Raw genomic sequence first — 25,392 nt, 5'->3', positions numbered from 1 at the left:
GGCGGCACAATGACGACGTGAGCTTCCTCGTCGAGGACAATCCCGCCCGCAGGCGGTTCGAGATCCTGGTCGACGACGCGCTGGCCGGGTTCGCCGCGTACGTCCCGCGGGGTGAGGTCCTCGTGTTCACCCACACCGAGGTCGAGTCGCGGTTCCGGGACATGGGCGTCGGCTCGGCGCTGATCCGGGCCGCCCTCGACCAGGTACGCGAGCGGGGCGGCCGGATCGTGTCGGAGTGCCCGTTCATGACGGCCTTCATCGAGCGTCACCCGGAGTACGCGAGCCTCGTCACGGTCGCCTGACGGCGCCCGCGAGCAGTTCGGCGGCGGCCCGGGCGCAGGCCCGGGTGGCGCCGTGCGTGGCGACGTGCACCGCCCCGGTGACCAGGGCCGGCACCCCCAGCTCGACCACCACCGCGTCCGGGCGGACGGCGAGGGCGTCCCGCACGGCGGCGCGCATCCAGTCGTGCCGGTGCAGGTCGCGGACCACCAGCACCAGGGGTCGCCCGGCCGCCCCGGCCGCCGGCTCGGCGGGCAGGTCCGCCGCGCCGAGGCGTACGGAGGTGGTGCCGGGCAGCAGGTCCGCGAGGGGGGCGGCGACGCCCCAGGGGGTCTCCGCGCCGATCGCGATGTTGCGTGGGGGCGCGAACTCCACGACGTGCGGGGCGGCGGCCAGCGGCAGCGTCGCGGAGGGCCCGGGCGCCCCGGCCGTCACCCGCAGCGCGCGGCGGGCGGCCGCCAGCCCGACCGGGGAGCCGTCGGGGCTCCCGGCGGGACGGGTCGGTGCGCCGGCACGGGCGGCGACCGTCCAGGCGGCGAGCTGGGCGACCCGCTTGGCGGCCTCGGCCAGCCGTTCCTCGGGCAGCTCACCGGAGAGCACCGCGGCGACGATCGCGGCGCGCAGCTCGCTCGCGGCGTCCTCGTCGGCCCGCTCGCCGCCGACGCAGATCGCGTCCGCCCCGGCGGCGAGGGCGCGGACGGCCGCGCCGGCGAAGCCGTACCGGCCCGCGACCGCCCGCATCTCGATGGCGTCCGTGACCACCAGGCCCTGGAAGCCCATCTCCTCGCGCAGCAGCCCGCCGAGGATGCGGGGACTGAGGGTGGCCGGCAGCTCGGGATCCAGCGCCGGCACGAGCAGGTGGCCGGTCATCACCGCCTGCGCCCCGGCCGCCACGGCGGCCCCGAACGGCACCAGCTCGACGGCGTCGAGCCGCTGCCGGGTGCCGCCGATGCGGGGCAGGTCGTGGTGCGAGTCGACGCGGGTGTCGCCGTGGCCGGGAAAGTGCTTGGCGCAGGCGGCCACCCCGCCGTCCTGCAGGCCGGCGACCCAGGCGGCGGTGTGCCGGGCGGCCAGGGCCGGGTCGGAGCCGAAGGAGCGTACGCCGATCACGGGGTTGTCCGGGTTGGAGTTCACGTCGGCGTCCGGGGCGAAGTTGAGGGTGACGCCGACCGAGGCGAGCTCCCGCCCCAGGTCGCGGGCCACCTCCGCGGTCAGCTCGGGGTCGTCGATGGCGCCGAGTGCGAGGTTGCCGGGCCGGGAGCTGCCCCGGGCGGACTCGATGCGGGTGACGTCGCCGGCCTCCTCGTCGATGCCGACGAGGACGTCCGGCCGCTCGGCGCGCAGCGCGGCGGTGAGCGCGGCGACCTGGTCCGGGTCGACGATGTTGCGGGCGAACAGCACCACCGAGCCGAGCCCTTCGCCGAGCCAGCGGAGGATCCACGGCGGCGGGGTGGTGCCGACGAAACCCGGTTGCAGGACGGCGGCCGCCAGGCTCGCCAGGTTCCCCGTCGGTGCGCTGCTCATGCGGCTGCCGTACCCCCGTCTTTTCCCGTCCCGGAACCCGGCCGCGGGCTGCGGCGGTCCTGCCATGGTCACACCGCGCTCCGTAATAGTCAATAAACCTTACTGTAATGGCTGGCGGCGGCCGGGCCGTCGTGGAAGAGTTCCGGCATGCCTCCCTCGACGCTCGCCGACGCCACCAGCGCGGCCGACGTGCCCGGCGTACGCCTGCTCGGCCTGGTCGTCGGCGGCCTGCTCCTGCTCGCCGCCATCCGGGCGATGTTCCGCCGCCGCTGACCCCCGACCGACGCCGCGCGTCGGGCGCTCCGGCGGGTTGATCCCGTCGCCGCGGGGGTACGGCCCTCTGTGTCCACCGGGTGCGATCGGCACCCGCGACACCGCGAGGGGGAACGATGAAGATCGGCTACTTCCTGTCCTGCGAGGAGTACCCGCCGGCGGAGCTGCTGGAGCAGGCGCGGGGCGCCGAGCGGGCCGGCTTCGAGGCGCTGTGGATCTCCGACCACTACCACCCCTGGACGGACGCCCAGGGCCAGAGCCCGTTCGTCTGGTCGATGATCGGGGCGCTGAGCCAGGTCTGCTCGCTGCCGGTCACCACGGCGGTGACGTGCCCGACCATGCGCATCCACCCGGCGGTGGTCGCCCAGGCCGCGGCCACCAGCGCCGTCCTGCACGACGGCCGGTTCGTCCTCGGCGTCGGCACCGGGGAGGCGCTCAACGAGCACATCCTCGGCGCGGCATGGCCACAGGCCGACGTCCGGATGGAGATGCTGGAGGAGGCCGTCGAGGTGATGCGGAAGCTGTGGCGGGACAGGTTCGTCAACCACCACGGCAGGCACTACACCGTCGAGCACGCCCGGATCTACACCCGGCCCGACACCCCGCCGCCGGTCTACGTCTCCGGCTTCGGCCCGAAGTCCGTCGACCTGGCCGCGCGCATCGGCGACGGGTTCGTCTGCACCATGCCCGACGCGGACCTGGTCCGCCGGTTCCGCGACAACGGCGGCGGCGACAAGCCGTGCCAGGCCGGCTTCAAGGCCGCGTACGCCGACAGCGAGGACGAGGGCGCGCGGATCGCGTACGAGCGGTGGCCCAACGCGGGCGTGCCGGACGAGCTGTCCCAGGTGCTCCCCTCGCCGCGGCACTTCGAGCAGGCCGGGCAGCTGGTGCAGCCGGAGATGATGAAGGAGTCCTTCGTCTGCGGCAACAGCGCCGACGCGCACCTGGAGATGATCGACCAGTACGCCAAGGCCGGCTTCGACGAGGTCTACGTGGCCAACACCGGCCCGAACTACCAGGGCCTGTTCGACCTGTACCAGCGCGAGGTGCTGCCCCGGCTGCGCTGACCCCTGTCGGGTCGGACGCCGGGCTGGCCGCTCAGGGCAGGCCGAGCGTGCGGCGCAGCCGCCGGTATCCGTCAGCCGTCCCGATGCCGGGCCGCTCCTCGGGCCGCTCGACGTAGTACCGCAAGACGTCCGCCAGGAACCACGGATGCATCCGCACCCAGCCCAGCTCGACGGAGAGCCCGGGAAACGGCCACGGGCCCCGCCCGGTGAGTCCCGACCGCCGGACCAGCTCCGGCCGGAGCAGCGGGAGACGCAGGCGGTTGCCCGACACCTGGCCGGCGACGAACCAGCCGTAGGCCGCCGGCTCCCCCGGTCGCCACGCGCCGACCAGCACCGCCCAGCCGAGCGCAAGCGCGAGGGCCAGCAGGACCGGCAGCCGGGAAGCGGTCATCGGCACATTGTGCGGGGGCGGCACAACGGCCACCTAGGCCGAAAGGGGCCGGGGCGTAGACAGCCCTGCGCGGGCCCTTTGGAGCTGCCCCGTTCGTGCTACCGATTCCGCGGCCCGCCCGTGCCGGCCGCCGCCCGCCAAGGGTGGGGCATGGCGTGGAGACCCAGACCCCGCACTGCCCCACCTACGCGGGCAACTCCACATGCCGCGACCTGCCGACCCCACCCTCCGGGCGGGTGCGGTTTCGGCGGAGCCGGCCCCGGGTACCTCCGGCCCTCGATGAAGCTGTCCACGCACTCCACGACGCTGCGCCGCGCCGCGCGCAAGCTGTTCGGCTGGACCACGCTGCGGCCCAACCAGCTCGCCGCCATGCGCGCGGTGATGAGGCGCCGCGACGCCCTGGTGGTGCTGCCCACCGGCGCCGGCAAGTCGGCGATCTACCAGATCCCGGCCAGCCTGATCCCCGGCCCGACGGTGGTGGTCTCCCCGCTGCTCGCCCTCCAGCAGGACCAGATCGCCGCGCTGAACGAGCGCCAGCGCCCGAGCTGGGCGCGGTGCGGATCAGCTCCGCCGAGAGCCCCGCCCAGCAGGCCGAGGCGATCGCCGACGTGCGCGCCGGCCGGGCCGAGTTCCTGTTCATCACCCCGGAGCAGCTCGCCAACCCCGGCCGGATGGCCGAGGTCCGGTCGCTGCGGCCGGGCCTGGTCGCGGTCGACGAGGCGCACTGCATCTCCGCCTGGGGACATGACTTCCGCCCCGACTATCTGGCGCTCGGCCACCTCGTCGAGGGCATCGGCCGGCCGCCCGTGGTGGCCCTGACGGCCACGGCCTCGCCCCCGGTGCGCGACGACATCGTCGCCCGGCTGCGGCTGCGCGACCCCGAGATCGTGGTCTCCGGGCTGGACCGGTCCAACCTCTTCCTGGAGGTCGCCCACTGCCCCACGGAGGACTACCGCTGGCGGCGACTGATCGCGCTGCTGCGCGAGGACCGACGGCCCGGCATCGTCTACGTGCCGACCCGCCGCGCGGCCGAGGAACTGGCGGAGCGCCTCACCGACGCCGGCTTTCCCGCCAGGCACTACCACGGCGGGATGACCGCCGGGGCGCGCGGCGAACTGCACGAGGCGTTCCTCGCCGACCGGGTGCCGATCATGGTCGCCACCTCGGCGTTCGGGATGGGCATCGACAAGCCCAACATCGCGTGGGTGGTGCACATGGCGCTGCCCGACTCGCCGGACAGCTACTTCCAGGAGATCGGCCGGGCCGGCCGCGACGGCGAGCCGGCCCGGGTGCTGCTGCTCTGGCAGGCCGAGGACGTCGGGCTGCGACGGTTCTTCACCGGTGGCCTGCCGGACGCCACCGAGCTGCGCGACCTCGCCGCCCTGCTGCGCCGGAAGCCGACCACCAGGAAGGAACTGCGGGAGCTGACGGGACTCGGGCCGCGCCGGCTCGGGCAGTACCTGTCGCTACTGGAGCAGGTCGGCGCCGCGGAGCCGCGGGGGCAGCGCCTCGCGGCGCCCCGGTACTCCCCGAAGCCCGTCGAGGCCGGGCGGGCCGCCCTCGCGGAGGCCGAGCGCCAGCAGGCCGTCACCCGGTCGCGTACGGACATGATGCGCGCCTTCGCCGAGACCAGCGGCTGCCGGGGGCAGACGCTGCTGGCCTACTTCGGCGAGCAGATGACGGAGGTCTGCGGGCACTGCGACAACTGCCTCGCCGGCACGAGCGTCGCCGACGACGGGGCCCGCGGGCCGTTCCCGGTGCACAGCCAGGTGCGGCATCCGGAGTGGGGCGGCGGCCTGGTGCTCAGCTACGAGGACGACCGGATGACGGTGCTCTTCGACGAGGTCGGGTACAAGACCCTGTCGGTGCGCGTGGTGTCGGAACAGGGGCTGCTGAGCCTCGACTAGCCTGAGCCGGGCCCCGCCGCCGGGGTCCACAGCAGAGAGCGAGAGGAGCGTTGTCGTGATCGAGCAGCCGGCGTACACCGGGTTCGGTTTCTCCGACGAGGAGTGGGGGCTGCTGGTCGGCCTGCCGCAGTCGGTCCTGACCGCGGCGAGCGCCGCCGAACACGACGGCGCCCGCCGCACCATGGCCGAGAACGCCGCGGGCCTGGAGACCATCTCCGCCGGTCGGGAGTCCGCCAGCCCCCTCGTCGCCGCCGTGGCCGGCGAGATCGTCCTCCGGGTGGGCGACCCGGAGGCCGGCGAGGAACTGCCGGTGATCGAGCCGGCCGACCCCCGCGCCGCGATCGAGGACGTGCTGAACCGGGCCGCCGAGGCCGCCCGCCTGCTGGCCGCCAAGGTGGACGAGGGCGAGGCCGGGGCGTACAAGCACTGGCTGGTGGAGATCGCCGAGAACGTCGTGAGCGCGGCGTCCAGCGGGGGCCTCCTCGGCCTCGGCGGCGACGTGGTCAGCGACTCGGAGCGGCGCTTCCGCGACCAACTCTCCCAGGTCCTCAACGACTGACTGGTTCCGCCAGCGCCTCCGGGCCGTCCGGAACGCCCGGGGCGTCGGCGGGCGGCACGGTGGCGCCGCGGAGCGCCGTGAGCGCGACCGCCGCGCCGAGCACCATGACCCCCACGCCGGCCAGCGCCGGCACGGCCGCGAGGCGGCGGAGTCGATCACCCGCGGTCATCCCCCAGGCCCTGCTGCCGCTGGACCCCGACAGGGTCGACCGTCTCTCGGCCGCCCTCCTCTCCGGAGCGGAGGGTCCAGGAGCGCTGCTGGCCCAGCCTGGTCTCCATGCTGATCGCCCGCCACCTCGACGCCGAGGCCCGGCTCCCCGCCGAGATGCGCCAGCAGGCGCTGCTCACCCAGGTGCGGGACTTCATCGACCGGCACCTCGGGATGAGCCCACGGGCGTACCGGGAGGTGCGGCGGACCGGCGCGTGCCCGGGGCCGGCGGAGTAGCCTCCTCGGGCCGGAAGGAGAGCGCATGTTGCAGCGACACACCGTCGACACGACGGTCGCGGCACCGGCCGACCGGTTCGGGATGTGGTTGGACCTGATCGCGCGGACGGCCGCTCCCCTGCGGATCCGCAGCGACCACACGGCCGACTTCGCCGCCCGCGCCGACGTCATCGAGCTGGGGCCGATCCAGCTCGTCAGCTACCGCTACCCCTCGCTGCACGCGGTCCGGACGCGCAAGCCGTTCCAGTGCTCCGACCCGGAGGTCTACTCGCTCGCCCTGACCACCACCGGCCGCAGCGGGATCAGCCAGCACGGGCGCAGCAGCCGGTTCGACACCGCCGACTTCACCTTCTACGACTGCTTCCAGCCGCACGAGGTCTCGCACGTGGGCCGGCACGCCGGCCGGGAGCGGGCCACCACCGTCGCGGTGGTCATCCCGCACGCCGCGCTGCCGCTGCCGGTGGACCGGCTCGCGCCCCTGTTCGCCGGCCGGTTCTCCGGCACCGAGGGGCTGGGGGCGCTGCTCGCGGACTACCTGGTCCGGATCACCCGGCACCCCGAGCAGTACCAGGCCGCCGACGCGGACCGGCTCGGCACCGTCGGGCTGGACCTGGTCACCACCATGCTCGGCCGGTATCTGGTCTCCGAGGACGACGTGCCGGCGGAGGTCCGGCGCCGGGCGCTGCTCACCCGGGTCCGCGCGTACATCCGGGAGAACCTGGGCGATCCCGGGCTCGACCCCCGGGCGATCGCCGACGCGCACCACGTCTCGGTCCGGTCGCTGCACCGCCTCTTCGAGGCCGAGGAGACCACGGTCGCCGAGTACGTCCGGGCGAGCCGGCTGGAGCGGTGCCGGCGGGACCTGGCGGACCCGACCCTGCGCGACCGGCCGGTCCAGGCGCTCGCCCTGCGCTGGGGCTTCCGGGACAAGGCCCACTTCAGCCGGGCGTTCCGGGCCGCGTACGGGACCACGCCGCAGGCGTACCGGCGGGAACAGGCACGGATCGTCAACGAGCGGGCGTCCACGGTCAACTCGGCGCGCGACGGGGCCGCACATACTGGGGACGGGCCGGTCACCGGATCAACCGGTGGGACGGCCCACAGGTAACGGGGGGCCGTGGCGAGGCGCCCGCGACCGGTAGCGTCGCGGGCGGCCGCCCGGTTTGCCGCGCCCGCGGAGCGGTCACGACTCCTCCAGCAGCTCCAGCACGCGCCGCTCGGCCTCCTCGCGCGGCATCCGGGGTCGCACCGGCGCCACCACGCCGTCGTGGAACAGGTCGACGACCCGGGGGTCCACGTAGGACGTCCGGGCGACGGTCGGGGTGTTGCCGAGCAACTCCGCCACCTCCCGCATCACGGCGGCCACCGCCCTCCTGCGCGCGGTGGCCGAGCGGGCCGGCCCGGCGGCGGCCAGCTCGGTCGCGGCCAGGACGGTGGCGTGCCAGGTACGGAAGTCCTTCGCCGTCATCTCCCCGCCGCTGGCGTCGCGCAGGTACTCGTTGACCTCGTCGCTGCGCACGTCCCGCCAGTCCCGCCCGTCCCAGTAGCCGAACAGCCGCTCGGCCCGGCGCCGCCGCCGACGCAGGTCGAGCAGCACCTGGCACAGCTCCGGGTCCTCGATGCGCCGGACCTGCTCCACCCCGCCCTTGGCGGGAAACTCGAAGACCACGCAGCCGCCCCGGCTGCGCGCGTGCTCCGGGCGCAGGGTGGCCACGCCGAAGGTGGCGTCGTCGCCGACGGCGTACTGGTCGCTGCCGACCCGGAACGTGCCCATGTCGAGCAGCCGGGTCACCGTGGCGAGCACGCGGTCCCGGTTGAGTCCCCGACCCGACAGGTCGTGCGCGACCCGCTCGCGCAGCACCGGGAGGCGGTGGGCCACCTCCAGCACGTGGTCGAACTTCGCCTCGTCGCGCCTGCGCCGCCACTCGGGGTGGTAGAGGTACTGCTTGCGGCCGGCCGCGTCGACGCCGGTGGCCTGGATGTGCCCGTTGTGGTGCGGGCAGATCCACACGTCCCGCCACGCCGGCGGGATCACCAGGTCCCGCAGCCGGGCCAGCTCGTCCGGGCCGCGGACCGGCGCGCCGTCGGGGCCGAGGAAGAGCCAGCCCCTGCCGCGCCGGCGGCGCCCGTACCCCGGCCTGCCCGGATCGCTACGCCGTAACCGCACCGGAGATCCGCACCGCCCGTTCCGCCTCGTCCACGGCGGCCAACACCTCGTCGAGCCCGACGGCCGCCAACGCCGGGTCGGTTCTACCCCCGTCGCGCCCCGGCCAATCCCCCGCCGAGCTGCGCTCCCGGCCCAGGTCCGGGGCCGGGTGTCCGCGGTCGCCGGCCCAGAGCACCCGGTGCCGGGGGCGGTCCGGCGGCGGGCCCCACCGCGCGGGCGGTACCGGGCCGAAGAGCACCACCGACGGCGTGCCGTACGCGGTGGCGAGGTGGGCGATCCCCGTGTCGTTGCTGACCACCAGCCGGGCGTACGCCACCAGGGCGGCGAGGTCGCCCAGGTCGGTGCGGCCGGCGAGCACCGCCTCCGGCCCGAGCCCGCCGTGGTACGCGACCCACCCCGCCAGCTCCCGCTCCTCCGCCGACCCGGTGACCACCACCCGGTGCCCCCGGCCGGTCAGCCGGCGGGCCAGCGCCGCGTACCGCTCGGCCGGCCAGCGCTTGACCGCCAGCTTCGTACCCGGGTGGAGCACGGTCGCCCCGCTCGGCGCGCGCCCCGGCGCGGGCCGGCGCAGAGCCAGGTCGGCGCGGTCGGCGGGGATGCCGTACCAGGTGAGCAGGCGCACCCAGCGGTCCACCTCGTGCTCGTCGTCGCGCCACCGCGGCCCGTCGACGTGGCCGGCGTCGGGGTTGGCGAAGGCGAGCAGCCGGCCGGGGCAGGTGGCGGCGAGCACCCGGTGCGAGCGCGGGCCCCGCCCGTGCAGGTTGACGGCGAGGTCGGGCGGCGGGCCGGGCCAGGGCAGCGGGCCGAGGCCGGAGACCGGGACGAGGCGGTCGACGCCGCCGACCAGCTCGACGAGGGGGGCCAGCCACCGGGGGGCGACGAGGGCGATCTCGCGGTCCGGCGCCGCGGCCCGCAGGGCGCGCAGCGCGGGGACCGCGGTGGCGAGGTCCCCGACGCCGAGGGCGCGCAGCACCAGGATCACGGGTACGAGGTCTCCCGCTCGGCGCAGACGACCATCTCGCGTACGGCGCAGCCGGCGGGCTGGGACAGCGCGAACATGACGGCGGCGGCGGTGTCGGCGGGGTTGTTGAGCACGGCGTCCGGCCCGGGTCGGTACCGCGGGTCGCGGTCGTCGAAGAACGCGGTGCGCATCCCGCCGGGGATGAGCAGGGTGACGCCGACGGTCCCGGCGAGCTCGGCCGCGAGGGCCCGGGTGAAGCCGACGACGCCGAACTTGGCGGCGCAGTACGCGGTGGCGTCGCCGACGGCCTTGACCCCCAGCGTCGAGGCGACGGTGACGATGGTGCCCCGGGACGCCTCCAGCCACGGCAGGGCCGCCCGGATCACGGCGGCGGTGGCCAGCAGGTCGACCGCGACGATCCGCTCCCAGGTCTCGGCGGGTACGTCGGCGAGCCGGCCGGGGACGTCGATGCCGGCGGCGGTCACCACGGCGTCCAGGCCGCCGGAGCGCTCGGCCAGCTCGCGGGTCGCCGCCTCGGCGGAGCGGGTGTCGGCGAGGTCGCACTCCACCCAGGGCACCCCGTCGGCCGGGGCCCGCCGGTCCAGCACCAGCGGTCGCCCGCCGGCCCGGGCCACGGCCGTCACCACCGCCGCTCCCAGACCGCTGGAGCCGCCGGTGACCAGGACGGTCGGCCCCGCCCCGGGAAGGTCGTCCGTCATCGTGCCCCCCTCGTCACGCCGTCCACGCCCGCCCCGGTCCGCCGGCCACCGACCCCGTCGGCGCGGGCGGCGGCGATCATGTCGGTGGTCGAGCGCCCGTTCAGGTACGGCACCACGACCGTGTGCCCGCCCCAGCGGCGCAGCAGCTCCGCCTCGGGCAGCGCCGGCTCGCCGCCGCCGGTGGCGTAGTCGCCGCCCTTGACCCAGACGTCCGGCCGCAGCCAGGTCAGCGCCGCGTCCGGCGTGGGCTCGTCGAAGATCATCACCGCGTCGACGCAGCTCAACGCCGCCAGCAACCGGCTGCGGTCGCCGTGCGGCACCACCGGCCGGTCCGGCCCCTTCAGTCCGGCCACGCTGGCGTCGGAGTTCAGGCAGACGACCAGGCAGTCGCCGAGCTGACGGGCCGCCTCCAGGGTGGCGACGTGCCCGGCGTGCAGCAGGTCGAAACAGCCGCCGGTGGCGACCACGGTGCCGCCGGCGGCGCGTACCTCGGCGACGACCGCGGCGGCCGCCCCCGCCCCGATCCGCTCGCCGCCGGGCCGCGACACGGTCACGGGGCCGTCCGGGCCGGCGGCGGCAGGGCGGTGGCGACGCCGCCGGCCGCCACGTACGCCGACGCCTCCTCGACCGCCGCCTGCACCGCCTCGGAGACCAGCGCACCCCGGGACAGCGCGATGCTGGCCGTGGCGGCGAACCGGTCCCCGCGCCGCAGGTGTCCCCCTCGGCGCTGGCCGGCGCGGGCACCACCAGCGGGGTGGAGCCGGCGTGGCAGAGCAACGCCCCGTCGCCGCCCAGCGTCACCGCGACCGCCCCGGCCTGCCAGCGCTGGCGCAGCCCCTGGGCGCCCCGCGACGCGGTGGCCAGCCGGGACGCCCCCGGCGCGGTCTTCGCCAGCTCGCGCACCTCCGACTCGTTCGGGGTGGCCAGGTGCACGCCGGGCACGGCGGCCGGGCCGCGCGGGTGCGGGTCCCACACCACCGGGGCGCGGGTCGCGGCAAGCGCCGCCCGCAGCGCCGGCTGCCGTGCCACCCCCCGCCCGTAGTCGCTGACCAGCACCGCGGACGCGGCGGCGAGCAGCCGCAGCACGGCGTCGCTCGGCTCGCCGGGCTCCCCCGGCTGCCCACCCCGGTCGTGCCGCAGCAGCACCCGGCCCCGGGCCCGCAGCCGGATCTTCTCGGGGGTGGCGCCGTGCAGCGGCAGCGGGTACACCCGCACCCCGGCGGCGGCCAGCAGGGTGCTCAGCCGCGCGCCGCCCTCGTCGTCGGCGAGCGCCGTCACCAGGGCGACCTCGGCGCCCTGCGCGGCGGCGAAGACCGCCGCCAGGCCCGCCCCGCCGGGCCGGTCGACGGCCGTGGACTCGTCGAGGACCGGCACCGGGGAGTCCGGGCAGAGCCGGTTCACCAGCCCCTCCACGTCCCGGTCGAGCAGGGTGTCGCCGACCACCACCACGGGTCCCGTCATGCTCGCCTCCCTCGTCCGGCCTCGACCTGGGCGTCGCCACCGCCGTCCAGCACCACCTCGACCCCGGCGCGCACCGGCTCCGCCCCTTCGCCGACCGGCTGTGCCGCCGCACTGCGGCCCGCGGCGGCCAGCGCGGCGGGCAGCACCCGGTCGACGTACTCGCAGAGCACGTGGGCGGAGACCAGGTGCAGCTCCTGGACCACCTGGCTGTCGGGCGAGTCGACGGCCAGCGCCTCGTGGCACGCCTCGGCGAGGGGGTTGGGGGCGGGCCCGGTGAACGCCCAGCAGCGCAGGCCCGCGTCCCGGCCGGCGCGGGCGGCGGCGAGCAGGTTCGGGCTGACGCCGCTGGTGGACAGCAGCAGCAGGATGTCGTCGGGCCGGCCGTGGGCGCGGACCTGCCGGGCGAAGACCTCGGCGTAGCCGTAGTCGTTGCCGATGGCGGTGAGGGCGGAGGTCTCGGCGTGCAGCGCGATGGCCGACAGCGGTTCCCGGTCGTCGCGGAGCCTGCCGACGAGTTCGGCGGTCAGGTGCTGCGCCTCGGCGGCGCTGCCGCCGTTGCCCCCGACCAGCAGCCGGCCCCGGCGGCCAGCCGGTGGGCCAGCTCGCCGCCCCACCGGGCCAGCAGCTCCGCGCGACGCCGGTACGGCGGCAACGCCGCGGCGAGGCTCGCCAGGTGTGCGTCGAGCGGCGACGGGGCGGCCCCGTCGGGCCGGGCCGGGAGGGCGGCCATCAGGCGACCACCCCGGTGGCCGGGCGCAGCGCCGCCACCTCGTGGTACACCTCGGCCAGCCGCTCCGCGGTGGCGGCCCAGGAGTAGCTGCGCCGGGCCCGGTCGCGCGCCGCGGTGGCGTACGCGAACCGGCGGATCCGGTCGTCGAGCAGGCGCCGGATCGCGGCGCCCAGGGCGCGCGGGTCGCGGGCGGGCACGAGGTCGCCGGTCACCCCGTCGAGCACCGTGTCGGTCAGCCCGCCGACCGCGCTGCCGACCACCGGCACGCCGCAGGCCATCGCCTCGAGCGGGGTCAGCCCGAACGGCTCGTACCAGGGGGCGGCGACCAGCACGTCGGCCGACCGGTACCAGCGGCCCATCTCCTCCCGCGGCACCGCGCCGACCAGCGTCACCCGGTCAATGACCCCGCACGACTCGGCGAGGGCCCGCAGCCGGCGGGCGTGCGGGTCGGTCTCCAGCAGGCCCTCCGGCGGGCCGCCGACGATCACGCACTCGGCGTCGGGCACCAGCGGCATCGCCCGTACGACGTCGGCGAAGCCCTTGCGCTCGACCAGGCGGCCGACGGAGAGGATGCGCGCCCGGCCGGGGGTGCGCTCGGCGGCGGGGCCCAGCGGCGCGAACGTGGCCAGGTTCACCCCGGACGGCACGACGGTCATCCGGGACCGGGGCACCCCCATCCGCACCAGTTCGCCGACCTCGTCCTGGCACTGGGCGACGACCCGGTCCACGGACCGCCCCAACTGGAGCTCGTAGCCGACCCGGCGCGGCGGGCTGGTGTCCTGCGCGCCCTGGTGGCGCCGCTTCACCGTGCCCAGCGCGTGGTACGTCTGCACCACCGGCACCCCGGTCCGCCGGCCGGCGGCGAGCGCGGCCAGGCCGCTCATCCAGAAGTGCGCGTGGATCACCTCCGGCGCCCAGTCCCCGGCCCGCCACCGGTCGACCAGCCAACGGCCGAACGCCCGCATGTGCGGCAGCAGCGCGTCCTTGGCGACCGGCTCGGCCGGCCCGGCCGGGACGTGCACGACGTCGTACCCGTCGGGGCTGCGGACCGTCACGGGCAGGTCCACGGCGTCGCGGCGGGTGTAGACCCGCACCTCGTGCCCGGCGGCGACCAGGGCGGCGGAGAGCTCCGCGACATGCGTGTTCTGGCCGCCGGCGTCCTCGCCGCCGAGGACGGCGAGCGGGCTGGCGTGCTCCGAGATCATCGCGATCCGCATGTTTCCTCCTCCAGCAGCCGGTCCCAGTCAGCGAGGAAGCGATCCAGGCCGTAGCGGTCCCGGGCCGCCCGGCGGGCCGCCGCGCCCGCCCGCTCGGCGGACCCCGGGTCGTCGAGGAACCGCCGGGCGGTCGCCAGCAGCGCGTCGACGCGGGTGGAGAGCGCGCCCGCCTCCGGCGGCACCGCCGCCACGGCCTCGGTGCTGGCCAGCGCGACGACCGGCATGCCCATGCTCATCGCCTCGACGAGGCTGAGCCCCAGCGAGGTCCACCGGCACAGGTGCAGGTACGCCCGCCGCCGGGCCAGCTCGGCGTGCATCCGCTCCTGCGGCACGTCGTCGTGCTCGGCGAGCCGGTCGGCCGGCAGCCCCAGCCGCCGCGCGAGGCCGGCGACGCCCATGCCGAAGACGTCCAGCGGGGCGACGGCGGCGAACCGGGGCAGCAGGTCGGTGCCGGTGACCCGCCACCGGCGTACCGGCTCGTTGATCACCACGGCCAGGCGCTCCAGCTCGCCGGTCCACTCCGCGTCCGGGGCGACGACGCCGTGCTCGACGACGGCGGTGCGGGTGGCGCCGTTGTCCCAGAACAGCTCGTTGAAGTGGGTCACGTGGGTGAGCAGGAGGTCGTCCCGGTCGGCCATCGGGTGGCGGGTGTTCGGCACGTCGCCCTTGGGCGTGTTGTGCTCGACGTACACCGCCGGGACGTCCCGGCCGACCCGGCGGCCCAGCCACTGGCACGCCAGGTCGAGCTCCTCGGGCCGCTGGAGGACGACCACGTCCACCTCGGCGCGGCGCAGCTCGGCGGGGGTGACCTCGACGGCGCTGTCGGGCCACCGGTAGGTGCGGGCCCGGCCGAGCCCGTAGGGGCCCCGGTCGGGGGTGACCGGCACGAGATACCGGTGCCGGCCGTGCACGAAGGACGTGGTCCAGGAGCCGTGCACGTGCCACACCAGGACGTTCATCGGCCGCTCCCGCCGCCGCCGGCCGCCCCGTCCGACCGGCCGCCGGCCGCCCAGTCCAACCGGCCGCCGGCCGCCTCCCACGTCCCGCCGCCGGCCGCCTCCGACGGCCCGCCGACGCGGTGCGGCCGACGCCGGGGGCGTCGGGCTGGCCGGTGGGCACGCCGAGCAGGCGTACCGCGTCGAGGACCGCGCCCGGGTCGAGGCCGGCCAGGCAGGGGTGCCCGGGGATCGGGCAGGCGACGGCGCGGGTGTCCCGGCACGGCGCGTCGGCGTCGCCGAGCCGGACGGTGGGCACCCGGTACGGCCCCCACTGCCCGAACGGGACGGTGGGGGCGAAGAGGCTGACCACGGGCACGCCGAGCGCGGCGGCCAGGTGGGCCGGGCCGGTGTTGCCGACCACCAGCGCCCCCGCCCGGGCGACGATGCCGGCCAGCTCCGTCAGGCCGGTGTGCCCGCCCAGGTCGAGGCCACCGGCGGCGGCGACCCGGGCGGTCAGCTCCCGCTCGTCGGGCCCGCCGGTGACCACCACCCGGTACCCGGCGCCGGCGAGCAGCCGGACGATCCCGGCGGCCACCCCGGGCGGGCAGGCCCGCGCCGACGCCGACGATCCGGGGTGGACGACCACGTACCCGGGCCGGTCGAGCCCGGGTGGCGGCTGCGGCACCGCGTCCGGGCGCAGGCACAGCCGGGGCTGGTCGTGCGCGGGCAGCGCGTACCCGGCGGCGGCGGCCAGGGACAGGGCCCGTTCGGGCTCCGGCACGCCCACCGGTACGCGGTGCCGCACGTCCAGCAGGCTGCCCGGGAAGTCGTCGCTGATGGCGCTGACCCGGCGCAGGCCGGCCATCCGCAGCAGCAGCGCCAGCGGCAGCGCCGACTGGTGGAAGCTGGTGAACACCACCGCCTCGTCCGCGCCCGTGGCCGCCAGCCGCTCCACCAGGCGGCGGGTGCGCGCCGGGTCGACCGGTCCCGCGTCCGGGTCGATCCACTCCAGCGGCCACTCGACGATCTCGTCGACGCCCGGGAGCAGGTCGGCGGCGGCCCGCCCGCGCGGCCCGCACAGCAGCACCACCCGCTCGGCGTGTGCCGCCACCGCGCGGATGCCGGGCCCGGTCACCAGCACGTCCCCGGCCGAGTCGCTGCGCACCACCAGCACCGTGCCGGCGGTGCGGGGCGCGGCGGGCACGACGGCGCGCTGCCGGCGCAGGATCTCGTCGACGGCGGCGGTGAGGGTGGCGGCGGCGCCCGGGGCGGCGGCCACCTCCTCGCCCCGGGTGACCGGGGTGGGCACCAGGATGCCGCTCGCCCCGGCGGCCAGCGCGGCCGTCATGTCGCGGCCGATGTCGCCGACCACGACGCACCGGGCGGCGGTGGTGCCCAACTGCGCCGCGGCGGCGTGCACCAGGCCCGGCGCCGGCTTCCGGCAGCCGCACCCGGCGTCGTCGTCGTGCGGGCACACCAGCCAGGCGTCGAACGGCCCGAGCAGCTCCTCGACGCGGGCGTGCACCCGGGCCATCTGCGCGGGCGTGAAGTACCCCCGGGCCAGGCCGGACTGGTTCGTCACCACGGCCAGCCGCAGGCCGGCCGCCCGCAGCCGGTCCAGCGCCGCCCGGGCGCCGGGCAGGGGGCGCACCTTCTCCGGGTCGCCGTTGTACGGGACGTCCTCGATCAGCGTCCCGTCCCGGTCGAGCAGCACCGCGTCGAACAGGACACCGCCGGAGCGGCCAGCACCCGGGTCGACCCGGGCTGACCTGCGCTGGTCCGGCTCCATCTGGTCCCGTCGCACGGGCCGCGGGTTCCCGGCGCCCCGGGGAGTAAACATCATCTTCCTGCCGCGGCGCCGCCGCCGCGCCGGGCCCGCGGGGGCTGCGGGCGGGCGCGGTCGTGCGTCGTCTCCGCTGCGGCGATACCCGCCGCCCCGGAGAAGCTAACCCGCCCGGCTCGTTAGCGCCGGCCCCCGAGGGGGTACGGGGAAACAGTGGCGATTGTGGAGAAAGTGATCGAGGCGCCCCCGCAGCAGGTGTTCGACGTCCTCGCCGACGGCTGGACGTACAGCGACTGGGTGGTCGGCACCACGCACATGCGTGGCGTCGACAACGCCTGGCCGGCGGTCGGCAGCCAACTGCACCATCGGGCCGGGCCGTGGCCGTTCTCGATCCAGGACGCCTCCACCGTGCTGGCCAGCGAGCCGCCGCACCGGCTGGTGCTCCGCGCCGGGCTCTGGCCCGCGGGCGAGGCGATCGTGGCCTTCACCCTGGAGCCGGTCGACGGCGCCGCCGCGACCCGGGTCCGGATGGCCGAGGACTTCGCCGCCGGCCCGCTGCGCCTGGCCGACAACAAGCTCGGGCACCTGGTGCTGCGCCAGCGCAACAAGGAGACGCTGTGCCGGCTCGCCGACATCGCCACCCGGCAGAAGGCGGCGCGATGACCCAGACCGTGATGATCACCGGGGCCAGCGCCGGGGTCGGTCGGGCGGTCGCCGGGCGTACGCCGAGCGGGGCGCGCGGCTGGGGCTGATCGCCCGGGGCGCGGCGGGGCTGTCGGGCGCCGAACGGGACTGCCGGGAGCGGGGCGCCGCCGACGTGCGGGCGTACCAGGTGGACGTGGCCGACGCCGGCGCCGTGCAGCAGGCCGCCGACGACCTGGTGCACCACGCCGGCGGGCTGGACGTCTGGGTGAACGACGCGATGGTGTCGGTCTTCGCGCCCGCCTGGGAGGTCACGGCCGCGGAGTTCCGGCGGGTCACCGAGGTGAACTACCTGGGCACGGTGCACGGCACGCTCGCCGCGCTGCACCACATGCGCCCGCGCGGGCGGGGGGCGATCGTGCAGGTCGGCTCGGCGCTGGCCTACCGCGGCATCCCGTTGCAGTCGGCGTACTGCGCGAGCAAGCACGCGATCCAGGGCTTCAACGACTCGCTGCGGGCGGAGCTGCTGCACGACAGGCCGGGGGTGCGGCTGTCCATGGTGCAGCTGCCCGCGGTCAACACCCCGCAGTTCTCCTGGGTGCGGACCCGGCTGCCCCGGCATCCGCAGCCGGTGCCGCCGATCTTCGCCCCGAGGTCGCCGCCCGCGCGGTGCTCTGGGCCGCCGAGCACACGCCCCGCGAGCTGAACGTCGGCGGGCCGACCTGGCAGGCCCGGCTCGGCAACATCCTCTTCCCCGGGCTGCTCGACCGGAAGCTGGCGCGCGACGGCTACGACGCCCAGCAGACCGACACCCCGATCGACCCGGTGACCTGGCGGGACAACCTGGACCGCCCGCGGGACGGGCACACCGACCACGGCGCCGAGGGCGTCTTCGCCGACCGGGCGCGGGCCCGGTCGGCGGCGCTGTGGGTGAGCACCCACAAGCCCGCGGTGTCCACGGTGGGCCTCCTCACGGTCGCCCTCGCGGCCGCCGGTCTGGCCCGCCGCCTGCGCTGAGGCGCGCGTCCCGCCGGCGGCCGGCGCGGGCAGTCACGCTGCGGAACGGGGAGCCGTTATGACCCGGAAGGGCCAACTGGCTACCCTCTCAGGTGACCCTGTCGGCAAACCGAGGATGTCCGTCATGATCGAACCCGTGCAGTTGCCCGCCCCGTGGCGGGACGCACGTCTGACCGTCGTGGTGCCCACCTACAACGAGGCGGGGAACCTCCCGGTGCTGGTCGAACGGCTCCTCGCGCTGCCCCTGCCCGGCCTGAAGGTGCTGGTCGCCGACGACAACTCCCCGGACGGCACGGGCGAGGTCGCCGACAAGCTCGCCATTGAGCACCCCGACCGGGTCGAGGTCGTGCACCGGGCCGGCAAGGAGGGCCTCGGCCGGGCGTACGTGGACGGCATCGGCCGCGCGCTCGACGGCGGGGCGGAGTACGTGGCCCAGATGGACGCGGACCTGTCCCACCCGCCGGAGGCGCTGCCGGGCATGCTCGGCGCGCTGCTGTCCACCCGGGCCGGAGTGGTGATCGGCTCCCGGTACGTCCCCGGTGGCGAGCTGGACGAGGCGTGGCCGCTGTACCGCCGCGCGCTCAGCGGCTGGGCCAACCTCTACGTGCACACCCTGCTGCGGGTACGCATCCGCGACCTCACCGCCGGCTTCAAGATCTGGCGGGCCGACGCGCTGCGCGACATCGGCCTGGACCGGGTCCAGTCGAACGGCTACAGCTTCCAGGTGGAGATGCACTACCTGGCCACGAAGCTCGGGCACACCATCCTGGAGGTGCCGATCCGCTTCGAGGAGCGCCGCGACGGCATCTCCAAGATGACCACCGCCACCAAGATCGAGAGCGCCCTCATGCCGTTCATGCTCCGCACCCGCCACCGCAACATCCACCGCTGATTCCCCTTCCGCGATCTTGCACTTTCGGCCCCCGATATGGGCTGTTCGCCCGGTTTGCCGGGGCGGAAAGTGCAAGATCGCGGTGGCGTCAGCGGTAGATCGCGTCGTGGGCGGCGGCGATCGTGCGGGCGTACAGGGGGCCCGTGACGGGGCGGGCGCGGGCCAGCGCGGCCCGCGCGGCGTTCGCGCCCGGCGCTCCGTGCACGCCGCCGCCCGGGTGCGCCGACGAACTGGCGAGGTACAGCCGGTCGACCGGGGTGTCCGCGCGGCCCAGGCCGGGGATCGGCCGCAGGAACAACTGCTGGTACGCGGCGGCGGTGCCGCCGCCGATCGCCCCACCGACCAGGCTCGGGTCGCCCCGTTCCAGGTCGGCCGGACCGGCGACGTGCCGCCCGACGATCCGGTCGCGGAAGCCGGGGGCGGCGGCCTCCAGCACCTCCTCCATCCGCTCGACGTGCGCGCCGACCTCCTCCGCCCGCCAGGTGCGACGGAACGGCAGGTGGGTGTACGACCAGAGCGACTCGGTGCCGGCCGGCGAGTGGCTCGGGTCCGCCACGGTCATCTGCCCCACCAGCAGGAACGGGTGCTCCGGCACCTCGCCACGGGCCAGCCCGGCGGCGTACGTGGTCAGGCCGTCGAGGTCCGCACCGACGTGCACCGTGCCGGCGCCGGCCACCGCCGGGTTCGTCCAGGGCACCGGCCCGGACAGCGCCCAGTCGACCTTGAGCGTCGAACCGTCCCACCGGAAGTGCGCCAGGTCCTCCACCAGCCGGGGCGGCAACGCGGCCGGGCCCACCAGGTCCAGGTAGAGCGCCGGCGCCGGGATGTCGGCGAGCACCGCCCTGCGGGCCCGCCAGGCGGCGCCGCCGACGGTGCGGACGCCCATGGCCCGGCCGCGGGCGGTGAGCACCCGCTCGACCCGCGCGCCGTACCGGATCCGCCCGCCCCGCTCGGCGAGCCGGGCCACCAGCGCGTCGGTGATCCGCTGGGCCCCGCCGACGGGCACCGGCCAGCCGACCTGCTGGCCGAGCATGGCCAGCAGCCAGCCGTACACCCCGGAGCCGGCCTCCTCAGGGGAGAGGTCGGTGTGCAGGGCGCAGCCCGCCAGCAGCAGCGGGCCGCCCTCGCCGTCGAAGAGTTCGTCGCCGAGCCTGCGCGCCGGAACCAGCAGCCGGCGGGCCAGCCGCAGCGCCCCGCCGACCCGCAGCCGGCGCAGCAGGCCGACCCCGCCCCGTACGGGCGGGAACGGACTGGTGACGGCCGACAGCAGGGGCCCGGCCACCCGGCACCACTCGGCGTACGCGTGGTGCCAGTGCTCGCCGTCGGCCGGGGCGAACTCCGCCAGCGAGGCGGCGGTGGCGTCGGGGTCCCGGTTGAGCACCGCCGCCCGCCCGTCGGGCAGCAGGTGGGCCAGCACGTCGGGCGCGTGGGTCCAGGTCAGGCCGTACCGGTCGAGGTCCAGGGCGGCCAGCACCGGGGAGGCGTACCCGAGGGGGTAGAAGGAGCTGTACAGGTCGCTGAGGTAACCGGGGGCGGTCACCTCGGCCGAGCGCACCGCCCCGCCCGGCGCGCCCGTGGCCTCCAGCACCAGCACGTCCCAGCCGGCGTCGGCCAGCAGGTTGGCGGCGACCAGCCCGTTGTGCCCCGCCCCGACGACGACGGCGTCCGCGCTCTCCGCGCCGGTCGGGGCGCCGGTCGAGTTCATCCGATCCGGCTACCCTGCCGGTCACCCGGCGAAACGCGTTTGCCGGGCGGACGCCGGGGCATCCCCGCCGCATGTACAACGTGGCGCAGCTCATCGGCGGAGTGTGGGGCGCGGGCGGCCAGGGCGGCGAACTGGTGGTACACGACCCGGCCGACGGCACCCCGGTCAGCACCGTGCCGGTGGCGACGGCGGATGAGGTCGGCAAGGCGGTGGAGGCCGCGCGGGACGCGGCGGCGGAGTGGGCCGCGACGGACCCGGCGGAGCGGGCCGCCGCCCTGGCGCGGGCCGTGGACGCGGTGGCGGCCGTCGCCGAGGAACTGGCCGAGGCGGTCACCGCCGAGATGGGCAAGCCCCTCGCGGACGCCCGGGGCGGCGTCGCGGCGGGCCTCGGCACCCTGCGCCAGTACGCCGAGCTGGCCCCGGTGCGCGGCGGCCGGACCCTGCTCGGCGCGGGCGACGCGATCGACTTCATGACCCCGCAGCCGCGCGGCGTGGTCGCCGCCATCACCCCCTGGAACGACCCGGTGGCGGTCTCCTGCGGGCTGCTCGGCGCGGCCCTGGTCACCGGCAACGTCGTGCTGTACAAGCCGAGCGAGCGGACTCCGGCGACGGGCTGGCTGCTGGCCCGGGCGCTGGACGCGGCCCTGCCCGCCGGGGTGCTGTCGCTGCTCACCGGCGGCGGCGAGGTGGGGGCGGCGCTCGCCGGGAGCGAGGTCGACGTGGTGGCGCACGTCGGTTCGACGACGACCGGCCGCGCGATCGCCGCGGCGGCGGCCCGCACCGGAGCGAAGGCGCTGCTGGAGAACGGCGGCAGCGACCCGCTGATCGTCGACGCCGACGTGGACCCGGTCTGGGCCGCCGAGCAGGCGGCGCTGGGCGCGTTCGCCAACGCGGGGCAGATCTGCGTGGCGGTGGAGCGGATCTACGCGCACCGGGACGTGGCCGAGGACTTCGTGGCGGCGCTGGTGGGGCGGGCCGAGTCGCTGCGGACGGGCCCGGGCCGGGCCCCGGAGACGCAGCTCGGGCCGCTGGTGGACCGGCGGCACCGCGACCACGTGCACGGCCAGGTGACGGCGGCGGTGGCCGAGGGGGCCAGGCTCCGCACCGGCGGCACGCTGCCGGACGGCCCCGGCGCGTTCTACCCGGCGACCGTGGTGACCGAGTGCCGGCACGAGATGGCCCTCGCCCGGGAGGAGACCTTCGGGCCGGTCGCCCCGGTGATCGTGGTCGACTCGTTCAGCGAGGCGCTGCGGTGCGCGGCCGACTCCCCGTACGGGCTGGCCGCGACGGTCCTCACCGGCTCGATGAGCCACGCGCAGCGGGCCTGGCGGGAGCTGCCGGTCGGCACCGTCAAGGTCAACGCCGTGTTCGGCGGGGCCCCCGGCGGGGCCGCCCACCCGCGCCGGGCCAGCGGCCACGGCTACGGCTACGGGCCGGAGCTGCTCGACGAGTTCACCGCCACGAAGGCGGTGCACGTCGAGGCCCCCGGCGGGGGTCACTGGTGACGACCCCGCGCCGGGCGAGCCTCGGTCAGTCGCCCCGGGCCTTGCGGGTCTGCCGGTCGTTGGCCTTCTGGATGGCCTTGACCAGCTCCGGCTTGTTCATCTTCGAGCGGCCGCGGACGTCGAGCCTGCGGGCCACCTTCATCAGGTGCTCCTTCGGCGCGTTGGCGTCCACGCCCGCCGCCGTGGGGGCCCGCCGGGCCGGGCCGCCGCCGGCCGCCTGACGGTCGCTGGGGCCCTTGCGTCCCTTGGGCTCCCAGTGGTCGCCCACCTTCTCGAACTCGTGCTTCAACGCGGCGAACGCGGTGCGGTGCGCCCGCTGCCCCTCGCCGTAGGTCTCCACCGCCGAGTCGTGCGTCTTCGCCCAGGTGCGCTGCGCCTTCTCCGGGGAGCGGCGCAGCGTGCTGGGCAGTACCTCGCGCCCAGGCATGTCTCCTCCTGTCGTCCGACGTCTCTTCGGATTCACCGTTCCCCCAGGCCGCACCGGCAAACCGGACGCCCCGGCCCGTTCGCGGGTTTGTCGGTTTCCGGGGCCGGGTACCGGCCGGGCCAGGCGAGGCGGGCGGCTGGGCCGCCGGGTACCGGCCGGGCCGGGCGAGCGCGCCGCCGACGAGCGGGCGACCGGGGTTTCAGGGGGCGGGCATGGCGACGACGACGGAACCGGGCACCGCGCCCGGCGGGCCACGGGTACGACTCCCCCGGCGGGTGCGCCAGTTGAGCTGGCGCACCTGGCGCGGCGTGCTGGTGCGCGGCGGGCGCAACTTCGTCAAGGACAACTGCGCGGACTGGGCCGCCGCGCTCACCTACTACGGGGTGCTCGCGCTCTTCCCGTCCGCGATCGTGGTGGTCGCCCTGGTCGGGCTGGTTTCCGACGGCGAGCGGACGGTGGACACCGTCATCGGCCTGGCCCGGGACCTCGGCGCCGGGTCGGTGGTCGGCAACGACGCGTTCGTCGGCGTGGTGCGGGGCGTGGTGGACCAGCGCGGCGGCACGTCGGCCCTGCTCAGCTTCGGCCTGCTCGGGGCGCTGTGGTCGGCGTCCGGGTTCATCGGCGCGTTCACCCGGGCCTCCAACGCCATCTACGGCGTCGAGGAGGGCCGGCCGTTCTGGCGGCTGCGGCCGCTGCAGATCGGCCTGGCCGCCGTGTCGCTGGTGCTGCTCGCCGTGGTGGCCACCGGGCTGATCGTCAGCGGCCCGGTCACCGACGCGGTGGGCGACCTGCTGCACGCCGGGGGCCTGGCCCGTACGGCGTGGAGCGTCGCGAAGTGGCCGGCGCTGGCCGCGGTGATGATGGTGCTGCTGTCGCTGCTGTTCTGGATCGCCCCGAACGTGCGGCAGCCGCGGTTCCGCTGGCTCACCCCCGGAGGGGCGGTGGCCCTGCTCGCCTGGGCGCTCGCCTCCTTCGGTTTCGGCCTGTACGTGGCCAACTTCGGCTCGTACGACGTGACCTACGGCAGCCTCGGCGCGGTGATCGCGTTCCTGGTCTGGCTCTACCTGTCCAACTCGGCGCTGATGCTCGGCGTGCAGATCAACGCCGAGCTGCAGCGGGGGCGGGCGCTCCAGGCCGGCGACCCCGACCCGACGGAGCCCGTGCTGCCGCCCCGAGCCCCGGCCGCCTCCTGACCACCCCGCCAGCGGCAGCCGCGCCATCCCGATCAGGCCCCGGCCGCCTCCTGACCACCCCGCCAGCGGCAGCCGCGCCATCCCGATCAGGCCCCGGCCGCCTCCTGACCACCCCGCCAGCGGCAGCCGCGCCATCCCGATCAGGCCCCGGCCACTCCCCAGCCATTCGCCCGGCCTCGCGGTCCGGTTTACCGGCGGCCCCCTCGGGTAGCGCAGAAGGCATGGAACGTGGCAGCAGCAAGCACGCCCCCAGGGTGGACGAGCAGATGAGCCAGGAGGTCAGCGGCCTCGTGCAGGGGCCGGGGACCGGCGGTTCCCGGGTCGACGAGTCCCGTGTGCCGGAGCCGGCGGGCGAGGACCAGCCGGAGGCCACCACGGCGCCGGCGGGCGAGCTGCGCAGCGGCGCCCCGAAGGGGATGAGCTCCCGGGACGTGGAGGAGCGCAGCCGGCTCGGGCGGTTCATCACGATGGCGGCCCTGCCGGGCGACCGGGAGATGCTGGTCGCGAACGCGCTCGCCAACGACGCGCCGGACGACGTGGTCGCCGGCCTGCGGGGCCTGCCGCCGGACACGGTCTACCAGACGGTGTCGGAGGTGTGGGCCGCGCTCGGAAACAAGAACGAGACGACGCGCTGGTGACCCGGGTCGCCCCCGACCCGAACGGAGCACCGACGCAGGAGGGAGCAGTGCCGATGAGCGGTGTCACCGAGCACGTGGACGTGGCCGTCCCGATCCGGACGGCGTACGACCAGTGGACCCAGTTCGAGGAGTTCCCGCATTTCATGGAGGGGGTGCAGGAGGTCCGGCAGGTGACCGACACGATGACCCACTGGACGGTCGAGATCGCCGGGGTCAAGCGGGAGTTCGACGCCGAGATCACCGAGCAGCTCCCGGACGAACGGGTCGCCTGGCACTCCACCGGCGGCACCCGGCAGGCCGGGGTGGTGACCTTCCACCGCCTCGACGAGGGCAACACGCGGGTCACCCTCCAGCTGGAGTTCGAGGCGCACGGCGTGCTGGAGCAGGCCGGCGACAAGCTCGGCCTGGTCGACCGCCGGGCCAGGGGCGACCTCGAGCGGTTCAAGCAGTTCATCGAGCGCCGCGGTCAGGAGACCGGCGCCTGGCGGGGCACCGTCGCCCGCCCCCAGCCCTGATCCCCCCGACCCGAGCCGAAGGTGGCCGCCGGCGTCCGGCGGCCACCGCCGCGTCCGCGCCGGACACGGGCGGGCGGACGGCCGGTTGCGATCACCGGCTGGGGTATCCCGGCCGTTTGCGATCACCGGGCCGGGGTACCGCGAGAGCATGACGGACAGCGACAGCCACGTGTGGCGCGACGAGGCCGACCTTCCCCTGGAGCAGCTCGACCGGGCGATCGCCCGGTCGACGCCCGACGGGCAGGCCGACGACGTGACCGCCGGCGACGCGGGCGGGGAGTCGGCGTTCGGGCACGGCCCGGAGGCGGTGGACCGGGGCGCGGCGCCCCCGGAGCGGGAGCGTGAGCGGACCGACGCCGACCGGGCGTACCGGCCGTCGACGACGGGACGGACCGGCCCGGACGTGTGAACCTGTCCGCCCGCGGACAGGCGGACGGG

At 76.4% G+C, this 25,392-nt stretch carries 23 protein-coding genes and 5 pseudogenes; 15 read left to right on the top strand and 13 right to left on the bottom strand.

All coding sequences use genetic code 11. The annotated features are described in order from the left end of the window. Nucleotides 1–17 precede the first annotated feature (17 nt). Entirely contained in the window at nt 18–302 is a 285-nt protein-coding gene (locus JD77_RS21860) for a GNAT family N-acetyltransferase (RefSeq protein WP_145775960.1), read from the top strand. Here JD77_RS21860 and JD77_RS21855 read toward each other — a convergent pair. Continuing rightward, entirely contained in the window at nt 289–1,803 is a 1,515-nt protein-coding gene (locus JD77_RS21855; RefSeq protein ID WP_145775959.1) for a glycoside hydrolase family 3 protein, read from the bottom strand. The genes JD77_RS21860 and JD77_RS21855 overlap by 14 nt on opposite strands. A 147-nt stretch (nt 1,804–1,950) precedes the next feature. Here JD77_RS21855 and JD77_RS34820 point away from each other — a divergent pair, with 147 nt between their 5' ends. Together JD77_RS34820 and JD77_RS21850 are read left to right on the top strand one after the other, a co-directional pair. After that, nucleotides 1,951–2,076, top strand: a complete 126-nt coding sequence (locus JD77_RS34820; RefSeq protein ID WP_281292111.1) for a hypothetical protein — start codon at nt 1,951–1,953, stop codon at nt 2,074–2,076. A gap of 116 nt (nt 2,077–2,192) precedes the next feature. Further along, entirely contained in the window at nt 2,193–3,143 is a 951-nt protein-coding gene (locus JD77_RS21850; protein ID WP_145775958.1) for a TIGR03557 family F420-dependent LLM class oxidoreductase, read from the top strand. A gap of 31 nt (nt 3,144–3,174) precedes the next feature. Here the strand turns inward: JD77_RS21850 and JD77_RS21845 are convergent, their stop codons facing one another. After that, the gene (locus tag JD77_RS21845; protein ID WP_145775957.1) at nt 3,175–3,534 is read right to left on the bottom strand and encodes a hypothetical protein; all 360 of its coding nucleotides are present in this window, start codon (nt 3,532–3,534) and stop codon (nt 3,175–3,177) included. Nucleotides 3,535–3,813: 279 nt separating this feature from the next. Here JD77_RS21845 and JD77_RS21840 point away from each other — a divergent pair. Both JD77_RS21840 and JD77_RS21835 read left to right on the top strand, forming a co-directional pair. Beyond that, nucleotides 3,814–5,441: pseudogene (locus JD77_RS21840) on the top strand (RecQ family ATP-dependent DNA helicase). Nucleotides 5,442–5,496: 55 nt separating this feature from the next. Then, nucleotides 5,497–6,000: a hypothetical protein gene (locus tag JD77_RS21835; RefSeq protein ID WP_145775956.1), complete on the top strand. Its 504-nt coding sequence runs from the start codon at nt 5,497–5,499 to the stop codon at nt 5,998–6,000. Here JD77_RS21835 and JD77_RS21830 read toward each other — a convergent pair. Beyond that, complete coding sequence (locus JD77_RS21830) at nt 5,990–6,169, bottom strand: hypothetical protein (protein WP_145775955.1); 180 nt, start codon at nt 6,167–6,169, stop codon at nt 5,990–5,992. The two genes, JD77_RS21835 and JD77_RS21830, sit on opposite strands and share 11 nt — an antisense overlap. A 107-nt stretch (nt 6,170–6,276) precedes the next feature. Here JD77_RS21830 and JD77_RS32285 point away from each other — a divergent pair, with 107 nt between their 5' ends. Together JD77_RS32285 and JD77_RS21825 are read left to right on the top strand one after the other, a co-directional pair. Beyond that, complete coding sequence (locus tag JD77_RS32285; protein ID WP_170286508.1) at nt 6,277–6,444, top strand: hypothetical protein; 168 nt, start codon at nt 6,277–6,279, stop codon at nt 6,442–6,444. Nucleotides 6,445–6,469: 25 nt separating this feature from the next. Further along, complete coding sequence (locus tag JD77_RS21825; protein ID WP_145775954.1) at nt 6,470–7,552, top strand: AraC-like ligand-binding domain-containing protein; 1,083 nt, start codon at nt 6,470–6,472, stop codon at nt 7,550–7,552. A gap of 75 nt (nt 7,553–7,627) precedes the next feature. Here the strand turns inward: JD77_RS21825 and JD77_RS21820 are convergent, their stop codons facing one another. From JD77_RS21820 to JD77_RS21785, 8 genes and pseudogenes are all read right to left on the bottom strand, one after another. Beyond that, complete coding sequence (locus JD77_RS21820; protein WP_145775953.1) at nt 7,628–8,611, bottom strand: DNA topoisomerase IB; 984 nt, start codon at nt 8,609–8,611, stop codon at nt 7,628–7,630. Next, on the bottom strand, nt 8,595–9,593 hold the full coding sequence (locus JD77_RS21815) for a glycosyltransferase family 9 protein (RefSeq protein WP_145775952.1): 999 nt from the start codon (nt 9,591–9,593) through the stop codon (nt 8,595–8,597). Before JD77_RS21815 ends, JD77_RS21820 begins: the two co-directional genes overlap by 17 nt. After that, nucleotides 9,590–10,291 carry an SDR family oxidoreductase gene (locus tag JD77_RS21810; RefSeq protein ID WP_145775951.1) on the bottom strand — a complete coding sequence of 234 codons (702 nt, stop codon included), beginning with the start codon at nt 10,289–10,291 and terminating at the stop codon, nt 9,590–9,592. Before JD77_RS21810 ends, JD77_RS21815 begins: the two co-directional genes overlap by 4 nt. Next, a pseudogene (locus JD77_RS21805) lies at nt 10,288–11,752 on the bottom strand (PfkB family carbohydrate kinase). The gene JD77_RS21810 and the pseudogene JD77_RS21805 overlap by 4 nt, the downstream one beginning before the upstream one ends. After that, nucleotides 11,749–12,482, bottom strand: a pseudogene (locus JD77_RS21800) (D-sedoheptulose-7-phosphate isomerase). Before JD77_RS21800 ends, JD77_RS21805 begins: the two co-directional pseudogenes overlap by 4 nt. Continuing rightward, nucleotides 12,482–13,699, bottom strand: a complete 1,218-nt coding sequence (locus tag JD77_RS21795) for a glycosyltransferase (protein WP_145775950.1) — start codon at nt 13,697–13,699, stop codon at nt 12,482–12,484. Before JD77_RS21795 ends, JD77_RS21800 begins: the two are co-directional and overlap by 1 nt. Further along, nucleotides 13,684–14,658, bottom strand: a complete 975-nt coding sequence (locus JD77_RS21790; protein ID WP_145775949.1) for a glycosyltransferase — start codon at nt 14,656–14,658, stop codon at nt 13,684–13,686. Before JD77_RS21790 ends, JD77_RS21795 begins: the two co-directional genes overlap by 16 nt. Nucleotides 14,659–14,761: 103 nt before the next feature. Continuing rightward, nucleotides 14,762–16,426 (bottom strand): annotated as a pseudogene (locus JD77_RS21785) (HAD-IIIA family hydrolase); the annotation flags it as partial. A 216-nt stretch (nt 16,427–16,642) separates the two neighbouring features. Here JD77_RS21785 and JD77_RS21780 point away from each other — a divergent pair. The 3 genes and pseudogenes from JD77_RS21780 (at nt 16,643) to JD77_RS21770 (ending at nt 18,971) form a co-directional block, all read left to right on the top strand. Beyond that, a complete protein-coding gene (locus JD77_RS21780) occupies nt 16,643–17,083 on the top strand; it encodes an SRPBCC family protein (RefSeq protein ID WP_342799660.1) in 441 nt (146 codons plus the stop codon). Continuing rightward, nucleotides 17,080–18,079: pseudogene (locus JD77_RS35575) on the top strand (SDR family oxidoreductase). The gene JD77_RS21780 and the pseudogene JD77_RS35575 overlap by 4 nt, the downstream one beginning before the upstream one ends. A 124-nt stretch (nt 18,080–18,203) precedes the next feature. Further along, a complete protein-coding gene (locus JD77_RS21770; RefSeq protein WP_145775947.1) occupies nt 18,204–18,971 on the top strand; it encodes a polyprenol monophosphomannose synthase in 768 nt (255 codons plus the stop codon). Between the two features lie 88 nt (nt 18,972–19,059). On the opposite strand, the gene JD77_RS21765 is transcribed toward JD77_RS21770, so the two are convergent. After that, complete coding sequence (locus JD77_RS21765; RefSeq protein WP_145775946.1) at nt 19,060–20,676, bottom strand: phytoene desaturase family protein; 1,617 nt, start codon at nt 20,674–20,676, stop codon at nt 19,060–19,062. Between the two features lie 71 nt (nt 20,677–20,747). Between JD77_RS21765 and JD77_RS21760 the strand changes: the two genes are divergently transcribed. Next, nucleotides 20,748–22,181 carry an aldehyde dehydrogenase family protein gene (locus tag JD77_RS21760; RefSeq protein WP_145775945.1) on the top strand — a complete coding sequence of 478 codons (1,434 nt, stop codon included), beginning with the start codon at nt 20,748–20,750 and terminating at the stop codon, nt 22,179–22,181. Nucleotides 22,182–22,206: 25 nt separating this feature from the next. Here the strand turns inward: JD77_RS21760 and JD77_RS21755 are convergent, their stop codons facing one another. Then, complete coding sequence (locus JD77_RS21755; protein WP_145775944.1) at nt 22,207–22,608, bottom strand: ChaB family protein; 402 nt, start codon at nt 22,606–22,608, stop codon at nt 22,207–22,209. A gap of 212 nt (nt 22,609–22,820) precedes the next feature. Between JD77_RS21755 and JD77_RS21750 the strand changes: the two genes are divergently transcribed. From JD77_RS21750 to JD77_RS21735, 4 genes are all read left to right on the top strand, one after another. Next, entirely contained in the window at nt 22,821–23,801 is a 981-nt protein-coding gene (locus JD77_RS21750) for a YihY/virulence factor BrkB family protein (RefSeq protein ID WP_145775943.1), read from the top strand. A 221-nt stretch (nt 23,802–24,022) separates the two neighbouring features. Next, the gene (locus tag JD77_RS21745; protein ID WP_145775942.1) at nt 24,023–24,439 is read left to right on the top strand and encodes a DUF2795 domain-containing protein; all 417 of its coding nucleotides are present in this window, start codon (nt 24,023–24,025) and stop codon (nt 24,437–24,439) included. A 53-nt stretch (nt 24,440–24,492) separates the two neighbouring features. Then, nucleotides 24,493–24,954, top strand: a complete 462-nt coding sequence (locus tag JD77_RS21740) for an SRPBCC family protein (protein ID WP_145775941.1) — start codon at nt 24,493–24,495, stop codon at nt 24,952–24,954. Nucleotides 24,955–25,102: 148 nt separating this feature from the next. After that, on the top strand, nt 25,103–25,363 hold the full coding sequence (locus tag JD77_RS21735; protein ID WP_145775940.1) for a hypothetical protein: 261 nt from the start codon (nt 25,103–25,105) through the stop codon (nt 25,361–25,363). The last annotated feature ends 29 nt before the right edge of the window (nt 25,364–25,392 follow it).

Origin of the sequence: Micromonospora olivasterospora (assembly GCF_007830265.1) — a bacterium.
GTDB lineage: Bacteria > Actinomycetota > Actinomycetes > Mycobacteriales > Micromonosporaceae > Micromonospora > Micromonospora olivasterospora.
This window is presented reverse-complemented; position numbering and strand designations above follow the sequence as displayed.